The sequence below is a fragment of the Dubosiella muris genome (assembly GCF_004793885.1).
Classification (GTDB): Bacteria; Bacillota_I; Bacilli_A; order Erysipelotrichales; family Erysipelotrichaceae; genus Dubosiella; species Dubosiella muris.
In genome coordinates, this window is sequence record NZ_SRYG01000005.1 from 33777 (window position 1) to 49482 (window position 15706).

Genomic DNA, 15706 nt, shown 5'->3' on the forward strand with positions numbered 1-15706 from the left:
TTTTTTTCACAATTAAGTCATCGCTTTTAATTGACGAATGCACTCGATCGCGCCTTCTGCGTCGACTTCCGGCTCCAGCGAAAGCGCCCCCGTGTATCCGCCCTCCTTTAAAACACGAAGCACAGCCGGAAAGTCGATGTCCCCTTGTCCAAGCACCTCATGGACAAACGGCTTCGCCTGGGAAACGTCGATCGAGTAGTCTTTGATGTGAATGTGGGCGATCATCGGAAGCAGTCGTTTCGCCTCCTCTTCCAGCGTCCAGGACTGGTATTGTCCGGGCACCTGCTTGATTTCGGCCCGGAACGAGTTGGCCGGATCCCAAAGCAGACGAATCCAGTCACTTTGAACCGCCTTCCACAATTTAAGCGTCATTTCCCCCTTTGGCAAATGAGAATACGGGCAGTTTTCAATCGCGATCACGACTCTCTCCTCTTCCGCGATCGCCGCCAGCCGCCGCATTTGCGCTACGATCCGTTCAAAATCCTCGTCGGTTCCATACGGCCCCTTCCGGTTGTCGGGTGCCCGAAACGGAAACGCCCGCACAACCGGCGCCCCGAGCGCCTTCGCGATGCGGCACGCGCGGCGAGCGTACTCCAAATGCGCGTCGGCATCGCCCTCGATCGTATAAAAAGAAGGATTGAACAAACTCACCTGATCGCCCTCGTACAGCGGGCACAAAAAGAAAATCGTCGACGCGATCGAGCTGACACGCATCCCGTACTGTTTGAGCAGCGTCCGGATCCGCTCCACTTCCTCGTCGTCACACTGCTCGATCGTTTTGCCAAACACGTTGTGCAGTTCTACCTCGCGCAAGCCTTCGCTTTGGATTTTCGCCAGCGCCCGTTCCAAATCCTCGTCCACCTGATCGGTAATGATCGAATATCTCATACTTCCACCTCTCCCTTTTCTTAAATGATATATCTATATATCGTTTTTGTCCATAATAAAAAAAGCGAATGCTCAAGGAGCAGCCGCCAAAGATTCATCAATGGAACATGTCTTTTTTCTTAAAGATAAAAATCGCGCAGACGCAGGCGATCACCGCCAGCAGCAGCGGGAACCAGGCGAACGGAAACAGCAAGTCTTTCACGTTCATGCCGTAAAAGCCAAAAATCATGTTCGGAATCGCCATAACGATGGTAATTACCGTCAAAATTTGCATGATAAAGTTCAAGTTGTTCGAAATGACGTTGGCGAACGTGTCCATCGTGCTCGACAAAATGCCCGAGTAAATGCTACACATCTCCACCGCCTGCTTGATCTCGATCATGACGTCCTCAAGCAAGTCCTCGTCGTCCTCGTACAGCTTGATTTGCCGTCCGCGCATGATCTTGGAAAGCGTCAGCTCATCCGACTTCAGCGAAGTCGAAAAGTAGACGAGCGACTTTTCCAGCCCAAGCATGTCGATCAGCTCCTTGTTGTCGGGCGTCTGATACAGCTTTTTTTCCGTCCGCGACGACAGCCGGTCGATTTGGCGCAAATAAATCAAATAGCGCTGGGAAATCCGGAGCAAAAGCAGCAGTAAAAACCGCGTTTTCAGCTTCGTATCCAGACCTTTGACCCGTCCTGAAGCCAAGTCGTTGACATTGTTGTTTTCATACAAGCTAATCGTGACAATATAGCCCTTTAAAATAACGACACCCAGCGGCAGCGTCATATACTGGAGCGTCAGCTCTTTTTCCTTTTGAGGGCGGTTGATCGGATCTTCCTCCTCGTTCATGTTCGGGTAGTCAAAAATCACAAGCGTCTGGTCGACATCGTCGTCGTAGTCGATATGGGCGCTTTCCTCCTCATCCAGCGAGGACTTGACAAACTCGGGCAAAACACCGATTTTCTCAATCAAATAGTTTCGTTCCTCATACGTTGGCGCGATCGCGTTGACCCAGCATCCCGGTTCCGGGGATTCGATTCTGGCCGTCACGCCTTGTTCATTCGTCTTGTAAAATTCTAACACTTTGTACCTCCTTGCTTTCGGAGGTCATGCACATGCCTCCGTCTGGTTGCTGTTTTGTTCAATTCGCTCATGCGGGTCTGGAGACATACGTGCACCTTCTTTCTGTTTTGTATTGTATCACCGAAAAAAAAAAAGCGAAACTATTCGTTTCACTTTCTCCTCCAATTCATAAGCCATGTTCTGTTCCGGTTTCCCGGCGGCAGCTATTTATCTATGCAAAATGCATCCAGCCTCGGCTTCCGATTCGCTTTGGCCGGTTCCCCTACCAAATTTGGGTTTCTCGCTTGCGGGGTTTACCCGTTCCACTCTTTATGTTTCCATAAAGACTCGTCTCTGTGGCACTTTTAAAGGCTCTCATCCATACCATACGGGTTAGGATTCAAGCCGGCCGTCACGCTTGCGCGTGCCTGGACTTATTGATTCATCCAGCACAAACACTACGATCATCGCAGATCGTGCGAGCATGGACTTTCCTCTAGCCTTTCGACCAGCAACTGCCGAATTGGAGTAACGGATCCAATGATCCCTTAGTTTTGATTAAAAACCGCTTTTTCCAAACGGGCGATTCGTTTTAAAATATCAACCTGATCGGTATTCGCGTTCACGAAATCCTGATCCTTCTGCTCCTGAAGGTTTTGATTTTCCGTTTGAAGCGCAAAAACTTGCTGCTGAAGCTCCTTGATCTTCGCTTCGTAACGAGTCAATGCACTTCCAAGCTCTTCAATCTTCTCATCGTAATTTTGATAATCTTCAATGACCTGATCGAGAAATTCATCCACCTCTCCAGGCGCATACCCTTTTAAGTCCACGTGAAATTCTTTTTCGTAAATCACTTGAGCTGTTAAATTCATATCTTTAGACATCGTGACCCTCCCCGGTATTAACTATTATATTATGCCTTTGAACTCTTAAAAAATCAACTTAAATATTATGCCTTTAAAGCCAGAAAAAATCAACTTAATCATTATGCCTTTTTTATGACAAAAACGCAAGTCCGATTTCGGATTTTTATCTTCCTCCATTTTTCCAGCCGGAAAAGTGGAAGAATAGAGAGTTCTTTCCAAACATGATACGATGAATCCGCCATCCTTGCTTGCGCGCGAATCCAATTTATGACTTTTTCATTTTTATGGAGAAACTTTATTATCATTTAAGGTATAATAAGTAAGTGAGCATGATCAACTACCCAAACGGAAGCCCGCCTTACCAGATTGCGAAAAACATCGACAATCATTCCAAGCGCGGCGCGACCCTCGAAAAAGACATCAACGCGTCCAACACGTACTACAAGGATTTGAACATCGCGCTGATTTATAAAAAACCGACCCCGATCCAGGTGGTCCGCGTCGACTACCCGCGCCGCGATCGCGCGAAGATCATCGAGGCGTACTACCGGACCCCGTCGACGACGGACTACAACGGTCTTTATAAAGGCAAATATGTCGATTTCGAGGCGAAAGAAACCAAAAACAAGTCGCGGCTGCCGCTGCAAATGATCCACGCCCACCAGATCAAGCATTTGGAACTCGTGGAACGGCACGGCGGAATCGGCTTCTTCATCATCCGTTTTTCCTATTACGGAAAGACGTATCTTGTCGACGCCCCCCTGCTCATTCGAACAATCAAGAAGACGACCGGTTATGCGATTCCGTACGACTGGTTCGAACAAAACGGCCATCTTATTAAAGAAGGCCTGTATCCACGGCTTGACTATTTGAAAGTCGTCGAAGCACTGTATTTTAAGGAGGAAAATTAATGCCGGATAACCCGAAACCAAACAACGCGGCCGCTCCGAAGCCGAAACGGCGAAAACTCGATATTTGGAACAAGATCGCCGTCTGCATTCTGACCTTGTTTCTGGTCGGCTGCATATCCGTATTCTTTATTTTAGTCAACATCATCAACGATCCCGAAGGCATGCGGTTTTCGCAGGACGGCCTGTCGACCTTGTCCAACTCCCGCATCTTTGACGGAGCGGGAAATCTCATTTTCGAATTTGGCGACGAAATTCGCGAAGACGTGACGTACGAGCAAATTCCGCAATCGCTCGTCGACGCGTTTTTATCCATCGAGGATTCGCGCTTCTTCGATCATAACGGATTCGATTTGCCTCGATTCATGGCGGCCGGAATCGCCAACTTGCGCAGCGGGGGCTTCGCGCAAGGCGGTTCGACCTTGACCATGCAGATGATCGACAACGCCTTCACGAAAAACCAGGAGGAAAAACTCACAAACGAGGGCAAATACAACAAGCTCACCCAGCTCAAGCTCAAGATCCAGGAAATTTATTTGGCTCTGATCGCCGAGCAAAGCATCAACAAAGAAGACATCTTCGACTTTTATGTAAACCGGATCTGGTTCGGATCGGGACAGAACACGCGCGGCGTGCAAAAAGCGGCGAAGTATTTCTTTAACAAAGACGTCAGCGAGCTGAACCTTGGCGAGGCGGCGTTCCTGGCCGGCGCCATCAACGCTCCCTACAACAACAACCCGCTCAACAACATCGACAACGGCTCGGAAGTCGACTTCCTGAAAGCGGCCACCGAGCGGCGGAACACGACGCTGCGGCTCATGCTCCAGCACGGCTACATCACGGAGGAAGAATACGAACTCGCCAAAAACGCACGGCTCGAGTTCGCGCTCCAGACGAACCTGACCGTCAAAGTCGATCCAAACGCGGCTTTCATCCAGCAAACGATCGAAGAATGCAAAACGCTGACCGGACAGGATCCAAGCATCATCCCGATGGACATTTACACATCCCTCAATCAGGATGTGCAAAAGCAGGCCGATGAAATTTGCAACGGCAACATCGTGCCGTTCCCAAATGAAGCCTTCGATGTCGGATTCGCCGTCATCGACAACGCCAGCGGCGAAATCATCGCCGTCGGGCCGGGACGAAACTACCACACCAACTCTGAGCGCGACAACTCGAAAGACGCCAGACAGCCTGGCTCCTCGATGAAGCCGCTGCTCGCCTACGCGCCAACGTTCGACATTCTCGGCTGGGCGACGACCCACACCGTGCAGGACGTTCCAAAAGACTACTTCACGACCGGTTCCAACTTGCAAAACTCCGACCGCCGCTACCAGGGCAACATGTCGTTGCAGGACGCGCTGGGCGTATCGAAAAACACGACTGCGGCCGCGGCCATGATCGACCTCGTCAAGGATACCGGTTTGGATTACTGGAAAGAGTACTGTCGAAAACTAGGCTACAAAGAGGATGTCGCGAACGACTTCGTCGAACAATACGCGATTGGCGGCGCCAACATGTTCGCCTCGCCAATCGAGCAGGCAAGCGCCTACACGATCTTTGGCAACAAGGGACAGCACGTGGACGCCCACCGCATCCGCAAAGTCGTACGGCGCTCGGATCAGGCGGAATTCGCGTCCAACGCCCAAACCAACGAGCTCATTTCCGAGCAGGCGGCGTTCATGATGTCGACCTTGCTTGAAAAAGTCGTCACGGGCGGCTACAACAACTACAACCAGATTCTCGCCTCGAGCTATCCGGTTTACGCCAAGTCCGGTACATCCGACTGGGCGGACGACGGTTTGCAGTATGGCATTCCGCTTGGCGTCGTCAAGGACGAGTGGTCCTGCGCCTACACGAGCCAGTTCTCGGTATCGGTGTGGTCAGGCTATACGTCAAAATATCAGCAGCAAGGCTACTATATTGATATCGCGCAGCTGAACATGGCGACCGCATTCCATATTTCCCATTACTTGCTGGATTATTGCCAGCAGTACGGCAACTACCACGCCATCGAGCGGCCGGACGGCGTATCCGACTATCGAGGGGGCTACATCAAGACCGAATATGTCAACCGCGGCGACACTTCCTCGGCGCCAGTATACGACCCGTCCACCGCGTGCGCGGCCAATGGCGGCACCTGGGACGATGAAGCGGGCTTGTGTATCACGAAGCAAGAGGAAAACACCGACGAAAACGCATGTGTTGGCAGCGGCGGTACATGGGATGGCGGCGCATGCAGCTGTCCGGAAGGCTATGAGCTCAACGGCAACGCCTGCGTGGCAGCCGAAGAGGAAAAGCCGGATGAAGACAAAGACAACGAGCAAGCCGCGATCGACGAATGCGTCAACAACGGCGGCACCTACGCCAACGGCGTCTGCATTTACGATACAGTCGACGATCCAAGCCAGGGCGGCGACAACCAGGGCGGCAATCCCGGCGGGGATGTTAACCAGGGTGGCGACAACCAGGGCGGCAACGGAAACGGCAACGCGAATGGAAATGGCGGAAACAACGGTAATCCGGACGTTCCGGCCGGTTTGGTCTTCCCTCGCTTCAAAGGGTTCTTCAACCTCTTTAGCTGGCTATAAACAAACTTTTCCAAGGCTCTGAAAAGAGCCTTTTTTGTAGCTCATAAAAAAAGCCGCCCCCGCAGCGGGAACGGCCGTATCGCCATCAATCCGTTTCTTTGCCTGTATGCAGCAGCCGGTTGGCGTTCGCGATGCGCGCCGGCGTGGGTGGCTCGACGCCTTCCAGAGGATAGTCCATACCGAGCGCCTTCCATTTGTAAGCCCCCATCGTATGATACGGTAGAACTTCCACACGCTCCACATTCGACAACGAGGAAACGAAGCGGTCGAGCGCGATCAAATACCGGTCCTCGTCGTTGATGGTCGGCACCAGCACATGACGGATCCAAACCGGCTTGCCAATCTCGTCTAAATACTTGGCAAAATCAAGAATGTTTCGATTGGACCAGCGCGTTAGCCGCGTGTGGGCTTTCTCGTCGATATGCTTGATGTCGAGCAGCACCAAGTCTGTCACCGCCATCAGCGCCTCGATTTTCGCGAACATGGCCCCCTCGCGCGTAAACGGCTGCCCGCACGTGTCCAGCGTCGTGTGGATGCCTTCGGCTTTCGCGAGCCGAAACAGCTCCGTCACAAAATCAATTTGCAGCAGCGGCTCTCCCCCGCTTACCGTGATTCCGCCCTGGTCGCGCCAATACGTTTGATAGCGCTTCGCCTTCGCCAGCAGAGCGGCCGGCTTTACGTCGCCCTCTTTTGTCTGCCACGTGTCGGCGTTGTGGCAAAACTGGCACCGCATCCGGCACCCTTGCAAAAAGACGACAAACCGGACACCCGGTCCATCGACCGAGCCAAACGTTTCGATTGAATGAATCGCACCTAAATTGTTGTTCATAGCTTCCTTTCATACAAAAAGCCCGGTCGCGCCGGACTTTTATTTTTTTATAACCGATCGTGGCAAGTTCTGGAAATGACATCCAGCTGCTGCTCACGCGTCAAGTCGATAAATTTCACCGCGTAGCCGGATACCCGGATCGTGAAATTCGCGTACTCTTCTTTTTCCGGATGCTCCATGGCGTCCATCAGCTTTTCAATGCCAAACACGTTGACGTTCAAGTGATGCGCGCCCTGATCAAAATAGCCATCGAGCACGTGCACGAGATTGTCCATCCGCTCTTGCGCGTCATGGCCAAGGGCGCTTGGATTCATCGTCTGCGTGTTCGAAATACCATCCAGCGCGTACTCGTAAGGCAGTTTAGCCACGCTGTTGAGCGAAGCCAGCAATCCGTTTTGTTCCGCGCCATAGGAAGGATTCGCGCCCGGAGCCAACGGCTCGCCCGCCTTGCGTCCATCCGGCAGCGCGCCGGTTGCCTTGCCATACACGACATTGGACGTGATCGTCAAAATCGACGTCGTCGGCTCCGAATCGCGGTACGTGTGGTGCTTGCGGATCTTGTTCATGAACTCCTTCAACAGCCACACCGCGATTTCATCGGCCCGGTCGTCGTCGTTGCCATAGCGAGGGAAGTCGCCTTCCACCTCGTAATCCACCACGATGCCGTCCTCGTCGCGAATCGTCTTGACCGTCGCGTATTTGATCGCGCAAAGCGAATCCACGACGTGCGAGAATCCCGCGATGCCGGTCGCGAACGTGCGGCGCACATCCGTGTCGATCAGCGCCATCTGGCTCGCCTCGTAATAGTATTTGTCGTGGAAATACTGAATCAGATTCAAAATGTTCACATACAATCCGGCCAGCCAGTCCATCATGATGTCGTATTTGTGCATGACCTCGTCATAGTCGAGAATCTCGCTGGTAATCGGCTTGTATTCCGGGCCCACCTGCACTTTGGATTTTTCATCCACGCCGCCGTTGATCGCGTAAAGCAGGCACTTCGCCAAATTGGCGCGGGCGCCAAAGAACTGCATTTCCTTGCCGGTCTGGGTCGCGCTCACACAGCAGCACACCGCGTAGTCATCGCCCCATTCCACACGCATCACGTCGTCGTTTTCGTACTGCACAGAGCTCGTGTCGATCGACACTTTCGCGGCGTACTTCTTAAACGTTTCCGGCAGTCTGGACGAGTACAGCACCGTCAAGTTCGGTTCCGGGCTCGGCCCCATGTTTTCCAGCGTGTGCAGGAAACGGAAACACGTTTTCGTCACCATCGAACGGCCATCCATGCCCAGGCCGCCGACATCAAGCGTCGCCCAAACCGGGTCGCCGGAGAACAGCTGGTTGTAGCTTGGAATCCGGGCGAATTTCACCATGCGGAACTTCATCGTCATATGGTCGATGATTTCCTGCGCCTCGGCTTCGGTCAAAACGCCTTCGCGCAAATCGCGCTCAAAATAAATATCCAGGAACGTCGAGATCCGGCCCACCGACATGGCGGCGCCGTTTTGCGTCTTGATCGCGGCCAAATAGCCAAAATACAGCCACTGCACCGCTTCCTTGGCGTTGGTTGCCGGTCCGGAAATGTCGTAGCCATACGAAGCGGCCATTTCCTTCATGCCTTTCAGCGCCTTGATTTGATCCGCAATTTCCTCGCGCTGGCGGATGATGTCGTCGGTCATCGTGCCATCGCCGCAATACGCCAGATCCTTCTCTTTTTCCCGAATCAAAAAGTCGATTCCATAAAGCGCCACCCGGCGGTAGTCGCCGACGATCCGGCCGCGTCCATACGTATCCGGCAGTCCGGTCACGATTTTGTTGCGGCGCGCCAGACGCATTTCCGGCGTGTACGCGCTAAACACCGCGTCGTTGTGCGTTTTGTGGTATTTCGTAAAAATCTCATGCAGCTTCTCGCTAGGCTGGTAGCCGTACGTCGTGCACGCCTCCTCGCTCATACGAATGCCGCCATACGGCATAAACGCGCGTTTCAGCGGTTTGTCCGTCTGCAAACCAACCACCTGCTCCAAATCTTTCAACGCTTCGCTAATGTATCCTGGTCCATAGGAAGTCAGGCTCGAAACAACTTCCGTCTCCATATCCAGCACGCCGTTTTTGGCCCGCTCCTCTTTTTGCAGCCGCTGCAATTCGCCCCATAGCTGGTCCGTCGCGTCGGTCGCGTCGGCTAAAAACGATTCGTCTCCATCGTATGGAGTGTAGTTGTTTTGGATAAAATCGCGGACATCGACTTCATCCTGCCATTTTGTCCCGCGAAATCCTCGCCATTGTTCTTTCATGTGACTCCTCCCTCTCGATTCAAAAGCGCGCTTCCGCTTCGCTTTTCCTTAATAAATATATCGGCAAAGACTAGGAAAGTCAACTAAAATTAGTTTAAACTAACTCGTTGTACGCCGCCCGGATCTGCTCCAGTCCTTTTTTCAAAACCGAACGCGGACATGCCACGTTAAAGCGTTCGAACCCTTCGCCGCCCCGGCCGAAAATATAGCCTTCGTCCAGCCAGACGTGCGCCTTCTTCAGCATGAACTCCTCGAGCTGTTTGGCGTCCAGTCCCAGGCCGCGGAAATCGACCCACACCAAATACAGCCCCTGGGGCTCGATCACGCGCACCATCGGCATGTGCTCGGCGAAAAAGGCCTTCATGTATTCGATGTTGCCACGCAAGTAGACGAGCAGCTCGTCGACCCAGTTTGCGCCATAGGTGTACGCCGCCTCGCAAGCTGCCATGCCGAAAATGTTCGGATCGGTCACGCCGCAGCGCGACTTGGCTTCTTCAAACGCCTTGCGCAGCGCCGGGTCGGCGATGAGGATGTTCGACGTCCACAAGCCGGCCAAATTAAACGTTTTGGACGGCGCCGTGCACACGATGGAAAAATCCTTGAACGACGGATCCACTTCAAAAAACGGGACATGCGTATAGCCCGGATATACAAAATCCATATGGATCTCGTCGCTGACGACGAGCACTCCGTGCTTTTGGCAGATCTTCCCCATTTTCAGCAAATCGTCTTTCGACCACACAATGCCAAGCGGATTGTGCGGATTGCACAAAATAAACATCCTCACGTCGTTTTCCACGATTTGTTTTTCAAACAAGTCGAAATCAAGAGCGTATCGGCCTTCTTTCAAATCAAGCGGACATTCGACCAGCGTCCGGCCGTTTTCCAAAACCGCCCGGTCGAACGGGTAGTACACCGGCTTCAAAACGAGCACGGCGTCGTCTGGCTTCGTGTACGCCTGCACGGCGAGCTTCAAAGCCGGCACCACCCCGCCCGTGCACACGATCCATTCCTTTTCCACTTGAAAACCGTGCCGGGTCTTCATCCAGTCCACGACCGCCCGCAAATAGCCGTCGGTCAAAATCGGATAGCCATACACCGGGTGGCTGGCGCGCTTCACGATCGCCTCGCGGATTTCGGGAAGCACTTCAAAATCCATATCGGCCACCCACATCGAAACGAGTTCGGGATCGTTTGTATGCGCCGCGTCGTACTTGGCGCACCCTGTTCCCTTCCGGTCAATGACCTTGTCAAAATCATACATCGTCCATTCCTCCTTCTTAACGTCTGTTTCGTGTTTATTATACGAAACCGTTTCCAAAGAAGAAAGCCGCCGCCGCCAAAAGAAACGACGTTACGCCGCGCTGGACGCAAGCGCGCCGTTTTTCTGTTTCCACGCGGCTGGATCAAGCACGCTTTGAACCGTTCCGCTTTCCATCGTGATGATTTTGTCGTAATACTTGAGGTTTTTCATCACCGGCTTGTGGCAAATGGAAATGACGGATCTGTCCGGATCGGCTACGTACATCGCTTCCAAACGACAAGTCGTTTCGTGGTCGAGCGCGGAAAACGCCTCGTCCAGAAAGAGCCAAGGCCGATGCTGGGCAAGTACCCGGGCAAGCTGGACGCGCTGTAGCTCCCCGCCGCTGAGCGTGTCGTTGTCCAGCCGCATCAGACGACCGGGATCGAGATGGGACAAATGCACCTGGGCGAGCAGCGCGTCGATCGTCGAAGGCGCGGCTGGCTCGTTGAGCGCGATGTTTTGCGCCAGCGTCCATGGAAAAAGCGCCATATGCTGGCCGACAACGCAAAGCTGCGCCTTCATCGACAAGCCCGCCTTTCCATTCAGACGTACGTCAGAGGATGGAATCGCGCCTTTGAGAGTGCGCAGCAGCGTCGTTTTCCCGCACCCCGACGGCCCGACGATCATGTATTTCTTCCCTTTTTCAAACCGCAAATGAATGTCGTGGAGCAGCGCCTTGTCCCCGACTTTGACGACGGGCGTGTCGATTTCAATCGTTTCGACCGGCCCGTCGATGGCCAAAGGCTCCGGCGCAGAAGCTGTCGTTTCCATCGCCAGGAAACGTTCCAGCACCGGCCTGGACGCGTTGAGCCGGTTCCAAATCGTCGTGAAATTGATGATCGGATCCACGATGGAGTTGCTCAGCTGAATGGCCGTGATCGCAAGGCCGGGCGATATCGTGCCGGAAAAAAGCGTCCCGCACAAAATCAACAAGCCAAAAAACATCGCCATGCCAATATCCAGGTCGACGGAGTCGAGGTTGGCGAGCTCGAGTCCGCCGCGAAAATGTGCCTGCACGCTACCATCACTGGACCGGGCAAGCGCCTCGCTTTCCCTTTCCTCCAAGCCATAATCCTTGATTGTGGAAAAATTGCGGTAAAATCCTTGCAGCGTGGCGATCCAGTCGCTTTTCGCGCGCAGGATTTGTTTCTGATTTTTCGCCAGCCGGGGCTGGCATAGGCGGTTGATGGCAAACGTCAGCGCGCTGCCGGCATATAAAAACGCGAGCATCCGCCAGTCCAGAAACAGGAAATACACGCTCGAGAGCACAAACGACGCGGCCAGACCAAACGTGTTGAGCAGCGGCGTCACGTATTGCTCGATCACAAGATCCACTTCCGTCGTCATCGTGTTGACGCACGCGCTCATATCCTGCTTTTCAAATGCGAGCTCGTCCATATGCATATACGCGTGAACGCCTTTTTCAAGCAAAAAACGGCGAATATCGCGCTTGAGCGACTCTTTGGCAAAGTCGATATACAGCGAGCAGCCTAGCGTCAGCGCGATGTACGCGCCAATCAACGCGAGCAGCCAAGGCTGCGTGACGTTGTCTAAATGGTCGAATACGAGGCCGAGCAGCGTCGCTTGAAACAGCATCAGCATGGAATGGAAAACAATGGCGAGAATCGCCAAAAGAAACCCTTTGCGGTTTTGTGTCATAAGAATTTTCATCGTACCGCCTCCCTGCTTTTACGATACGGGACAAATCACGCCAGCGCCACAAGGTTCGTGGCAGACAATCCATCCAGAAATCTTGTGAATCAAAAGAAAGAACATAGAAAAAAATCCTTTTATTTGGATAAACGAATAATTCTTTCAAGGAAAGACGGATCCTTTCGCCTTTTTTAGCCGCTATTTTTCATGAAAATGCTATAATTTTGGAAAAAGAGGATAAACGTATGAATCAAACCGAAGCGCGGATCTTTGGCTTTTTTGTCGCCACGATGCGAAAGCAGCAGGAATGGACGCTGGAGGCGCTCGCGCACGCCACCCACTATTCCTACTCCATGATCCGCTCCATTGAAAAAGGAACGAGCAACATCGACGAGGAAGGGCGAAACCGGTTCGCCCGGGTGTTTGGCTTTGCGCGCTTTTCAAACGACTCGAAAGGAAAAACCGCGTGGCTGGCCCGGCTTGACGAGCTCGAAAACGCGCGCGCCTCCCTGCGCAGCGAAGAAAGAAAAAAACTGACCGGCGCCCTGTTGAAGGACAGGACGTGGATGGCTTCGTTTTTGTTTCCGCAGTTCTTGTTTTTGGGGTTGTACGACCGCGTATGCGCCGACGCCCCGGCAGCGGAAATCGAGGCGTTGCGAAGCGAACTCGAACCGGCGCTCGAGTTTTTCGACTCCAAAGAGCTAGCCGTTTACTACGACTTGCTTGGCGTGGTCGCGCTCGACCTTCACGACGAAACCCGGTATTTTAAACAAGCGCTGCGCTACGACCCGGAATCGTTTTTGATCCGCTTGCACATGGCGATGAACGCGTATTTTCGCCAGCGTCTGCTCGAAGCCGATCGCCACGTGGCCGTATGCAAGACGCTTTCCTTTCAAGTCGGCTCGCTTTTCCGCTTTGTGCAGGTGGCTTCGCTGGAAGCGCAAATCCATATGGATCTGGGCGACTATGAAACGGCAATCACATGCTTGAAAAACTTGATCAACGAAGGGCAATCGCTCGATCCGGTTTTGTATCAAGGCTGTCTGTCGATCCTGGCATTCGCCTATTTTCGGAAAAACGATATCCATGCCGCCTTACAAACCGCGAAAGACGCCCTCCGAATCGGCGCCACGAAGCCGGTGCTTCACTTTATCCTCGTTTTCGCCGCCTTCCGGCTCGACGATCCTTGTTTTGCGGTGCGTGTCCATACCGCCAAAGACGCCCTTTGTTTGACGCAGGACAGCGATCCTTTCGATACCTTCATGCCGTGGAACGCGCTGCTGGATGGAATCGTCGCGTGGAAAGACGAAAATTTCCCGGCCGCGATTTCCTTGCTGGAGCAGGCGAAGCAGGCGTTCTCGATGGACCCGCTGCGCGTTTGCGTGCTGGAATGGCTCGTCGAACTGGCGCAGGCCCAAAAGGACTTCGCCTTGGCGCTGCAATACCAAAAAGAGCTGGCCGCGTTGCGTTCCGGGCAAATGCGCTAAACCAAAAGAAACCGGCAGGAGCCGGTTTTTCAAGACGAAAAAAAAGCTGACCGAAGTCAGCTGATCTTACATGATGGCGCCTGAAACAAGACTCGAACTTGTGACCTGCCGGTTAACAGCCGGATGCTCTACCGACTGAGCTATTCAGGCATCTCCTCAATGCCTAACCATAATAGCACACAAGGTCATTCAATTCAAGTCCTATTTTACAATTTAGCGCGTCAAGGCAGCGGTTTCTCCGCCGCCATGTACAAGTCGTACCATTCCTGACGAGTCAGTTCAATACGGCACGCGTCGATGTTTTCCTTGAGATGGTCGCAGGAAGTCGTGCCGGCAATCGCCTGGATACGCGCCGGATGCCGTAAGATCCAAGCGGTCGCGATCGTCGCTTTGCTGACGCCGTACCGCGCGGCGATTCGTTCCAGCGTTTCGTTCAGCCGGCCGTATTTCGGATTGTTCAAAAACGTTCCGTCCGCCCACGACGCCTGGACGATGCTCCACGCCTGGATTTGCACGTCGTTTAAGCGGCACCAGTCGAGAACGCCGCCATCTTTGTCCTGCGCGAAAGCGTCCGTCATGTTCATGTTCAATCCCGAATCAATGATGACGGAGTGCACGATGGACAACTGAAGCTGATTGATCACGATTTTGTGTTTCAAATATTTTTCCAGCAGCAGGATTTGCAGCGGCGTATGATTGCTGACGCCAAAGTATTTCACCTTTCCCGCCTCGTACAAGTCGTCAAATGCGCGCGCCACTTCTTGCGGATCGCACAAGGCGTCCGGACGGTGCAGCAGCAAAATCTCCACGTGATCGGTGTGCAGGCGTTCAAGCGACTGATTCACGCTGTCCACGATGTGGTCGTAAGAAAAATCATAGCGCTGTCCCGGCACGATCGCGCATTTCGTCTGGATCACCATCCGCTCGCGCCATTCCGGATGGCGCGCCAGCGCTTCTCCAAACAGCCGCTCCGAGCGCCCGCCGCCATAAATATCGGCATGGTCGAAAAAATTGACGCCAAGATCCAGCGCGCATTGCACCAGACGCTCCACCTCGTCGACGGTTTTATCGGCGATCCGCATGCATCCAAGCGCGATTTGCGAAACTTCCAGATCCGTGTTCGGCAATTTTAAATAGTTCATCTTCTCCCTCTCTTTCTTTTCCTTTTCCAGGATACCTTTTTGCGTGCGTCAAAGACAAGAACAAATGGATCCACGATCATTTGACGCCTTCCTTCTTTTCCACCAGCTCGATGGCCTCCTTGCCGGTGCAATGCTCGACATCCAGCGCGAGCACCGTCAGCGCCTTCCATGTCCGGTCGATTTCCCGATCCATTTCCTCTTGCGGGATATCCGGCGCGTATTTTTTCGCCAGAGCCTCGATGCCGCGCCGCTTTTCGGATGCCGGTTCCACGATTCGAACGCGCCCAAACGCGATGACGCTTCGAAAATACGTGGTCAATCGCGCCGGCACGATTTCGTCCTGGTCGATGACACAAAACGACGCCTTGTCGCCGCGTTTGATCGCGTCGATTTTATGTCCGCTTTTCGCGCTATGGAAAAACAGTGTGTCCCCTTCCAGCGCGTAGCTGATCGGCACCGCGTACGGGTACCCGTCGTCCCCATAAAGCGCCAGCACGCCTGCGCTTCCGTTTTCCAAAATCTTCCGGCACGTCTTTTCATCTAGTGCCTGCCTTTTTCTTCGCATGGTTCGAAACATCGTTTTTCCTCCTGTCAACAAAAAACGGCATTCGTTTCCCCGCTCTTCCAAGACCTAACGAACAGAGGCGAATGCCGGCAACCCGGTGGCTGCAATGCTTGTGTTTTTGAAATTGTATCA

The 15706-nt window shown here is 53.3% G+C and carries 12 protein-coding genes, 1 tRNA gene and 1 other RNA gene; 3 read left to right on the top strand and 11 right to left on the bottom strand.

The genetic code is table 11. From position 1 onward, the window contains the following. Positions 1 to 12: 12 nt before the first annotated feature. The 4 genes from E5336_RS03370 to E5336_RS03385 all read right to left on the bottom strand — a co-directional run bounded on the left by E5336_RS03370 (position 13) and on the right by E5336_RS03385 (position 2817). Positions 13 to 888: a sugar phosphate isomerase/epimerase family protein gene (locus tag E5336_RS03370; protein ID WP_135979674.1), complete on the bottom strand. Its 876-nt coding sequence runs from the start codon at positions 886 to 888 to the stop codon at positions 13 to 15. A 97-nt stretch (positions 889 to 985) separates the two neighbouring features. Further along, positions 986 to 1954 carry a magnesium transporter CorA family protein gene (locus E5336_RS03375; RefSeq protein WP_135979675.1) on the bottom strand — a complete coding sequence of 323 codons (969 nt, stop codon included), beginning with the start codon at positions 1952 to 1954 and terminating at the stop codon, positions 986 to 988. A 164-nt stretch (positions 1955 to 2118) separates the two neighbouring features. Next, positions 2119 to 2460, bottom strand: an RNA gene (rnpB, locus tag E5336_RS03380) — RNase P RNA component class B. A gap of 21 nt (positions 2461 to 2481) precedes the next feature. Beyond that, positions 2482 to 2817, bottom strand: coding sequence for a DivIVA domain-containing protein (locus E5336_RS03385; RefSeq protein WP_135979676.1), 336 nt, complete (start codon positions 2815 to 2817; stop codon positions 2482 to 2484). Positions 2818 to 3128: 311 nt separating this feature from the next. On the opposite strand from E5336_RS03385, the gene recU reads away from it, so the two are divergent. Both recU and E5336_RS03395 read left to right on the top strand, forming a co-directional pair. Further along, a complete protein-coding gene (gene recU, locus E5336_RS03390) occupies positions 3129 to 3710 on the top strand; it encodes a Holliday junction resolvase RecU (RefSeq protein ID WP_135979677.1) in 582 nt (193 codons plus the stop codon). Beyond that, positions 3710 to 6301 (top strand): transglycosylase domain-containing protein, encoded by a 2592-nt coding sequence (locus tag E5336_RS03395; RefSeq protein WP_135979678.1) that lies wholly within the window; start codon positions 3710 to 3712, stop codon positions 6299 to 6301. Before recU ends, E5336_RS03395 begins: the two co-directional genes overlap by 1 nt. 85 nt (positions 6302 to 6386) lie before the next feature. On the opposite strand, the gene pflA is transcribed toward E5336_RS03395, so the two are convergent. From pflA to E5336_RS03415, 4 genes are all read right to left on the bottom strand, one after another. Then, entirely contained in the window at positions 6387 to 7130 is a 744-nt protein-coding gene (gene pflA / locus E5336_RS03400) for a pyruvate formate-lyase-activating protein (RefSeq protein WP_135979679.1), read from the bottom strand. Positions 7131 to 7177: 47 nt separating this feature from the next. Next, positions 7178 to 9424 (bottom strand): formate C-acetyltransferase, encoded by a 2247-nt coding sequence (gene pflB / locus E5336_RS03405; RefSeq protein WP_135979680.1) that lies wholly within the window; start codon positions 9422 to 9424, stop codon positions 7178 to 7180. Between the two features lie 94 nt (positions 9425 to 9518). Beyond that, a complete protein-coding gene (locus tag E5336_RS03410; protein WP_135979681.1) occupies positions 9519 to 10688 on the bottom strand; it encodes a MalY/PatB family protein in 1170 nt (389 codons plus the stop codon). A gap of 90 nt (positions 10689 to 10778) precedes the next feature. Continuing rightward, a complete protein-coding gene (locus tag E5336_RS03415) occupies positions 10779 to 12398 on the bottom strand; it encodes an ATP-binding cassette domain-containing protein (RefSeq protein WP_135979682.1) in 1620 nt (539 codons plus the stop codon). 227 nt (positions 12399 to 12625) lie between these two features. On the opposite strand from E5336_RS03415, the gene E5336_RS03420 reads away from it, so the two are divergent. Next, the gene (locus E5336_RS03420) at positions 12626 to 13867 is read left to right on the top strand and encodes a helix-turn-helix domain-containing protein (protein ID WP_135979683.1); all 1242 of its coding nucleotides are present in this window, start codon (positions 12626 to 12628) and stop codon (positions 13865 to 13867) included. A 74-nt stretch (positions 13868 to 13941) separates the two neighbouring features. Here the strand turns inward: E5336_RS03420 and E5336_RS03425 are convergent. The 3 genes from E5336_RS03425 to E5336_RS03435 all read right to left on the bottom strand — a co-directional run bounded on the left by E5336_RS03425 (position 13942) and on the right by E5336_RS03435 (position 15586). Beyond that, positions 13942 to 14017: transfer RNA gene (locus E5336_RS03425), tRNA-Asn, on the bottom strand. Between the two features lie 71 nt (positions 14018 to 14088). Next, entirely contained in the window at positions 14089 to 15009 is a 921-nt protein-coding gene (locus tag E5336_RS03430) for an aldo/keto reductase (protein ID WP_135979684.1), read from the bottom strand. Positions 15010 to 15085: 76 nt separating this feature from the next. Beyond that, positions 15086 to 15586, bottom strand: a complete 501-nt coding sequence (locus E5336_RS03435) for a pyridoxamine 5'-phosphate oxidase family protein (RefSeq protein ID WP_135979685.1) — start codon at positions 15584 to 15586, stop codon at positions 15086 to 15088. Between the last annotated feature and the right edge of the window lie 120 nt (positions 15587 to 15706).

What these genes read in the sequence shown, in the direction of transcription:
- E5336_RS03385 (WP_135979676.1), bottom strand. Translation starts at nt 2,817, where the DNA reads ATGTCTAAAGATATGAATTTAACAGCTCAAGTGATTTACGAAAAAGAA.
- E5336_RS03430 (WP_135979684.1), bottom strand. Translation starts at nt 15,009, where the DNA reads ATGAACTATTTAAAATTGCCGAACACGGATCTGGAAGTTTCGCAAATC.
- E5336_RS03370 (WP_135979674.1), bottom strand. Translation starts at nt 888, where the DNA reads ATGAGATATTCGATCATTACCGATCAGGTGGACGAGGATTTGGAACGG.
- pflA (WP_135979679.1), bottom strand. Translation starts at nt 7,130, where the DNA reads ATGAACAACAATTTAGGTGCGATTCATTCAATCGAAACGTTTGGCTCG.
- E5336_RS03435 (WP_135979685.1), bottom strand. Translation starts at nt 15,586, where the DNA reads ATGTTTCGAACCATGCGAAGAAAAAGGCAGGCACTAGATGAAAAGACG.
- recU (WP_135979677.1), top strand. Translation starts at nt 3,129, where the DNA reads ATGATCAACTACCCAAACGGAAGCCCGCCTTACCAGATTGCGAAAAAC.
- E5336_RS03410 (WP_135979681.1), bottom strand. Translation starts at nt 10,688, where the DNA reads ATGTATGATTTTGACAAGGTCATTGACCGGAAGGGAACAGGGTGCGCC.
- pflB (WP_135979680.1), bottom strand. Translation starts at nt 9,424, where the DNA reads ATGAAAGAACAATGGCGAGGATTTCGCGGGACAAAATGGCAGGATGAA.
- E5336_RS03415 (WP_135979682.1), bottom strand. Translation starts at nt 12,398, where the DNA reads ATGAAAATTCTTATGACACAAAACCGCAAAGGGTTTCTTTTGGCGATT.
- E5336_RS03395 (WP_135979678.1), top strand. Translation starts at nt 3,710, where the DNA reads ATGCCGGATAACCCGAAACCAAACAACGCGGCCGCTCCGAAGCCGAAA.
- E5336_RS03420 (WP_135979683.1), top strand. Translation starts at nt 12,626, where the DNA reads ATGAATCAAACCGAAGCGCGGATCTTTGGCTTTTTTGTCGCCACGATG.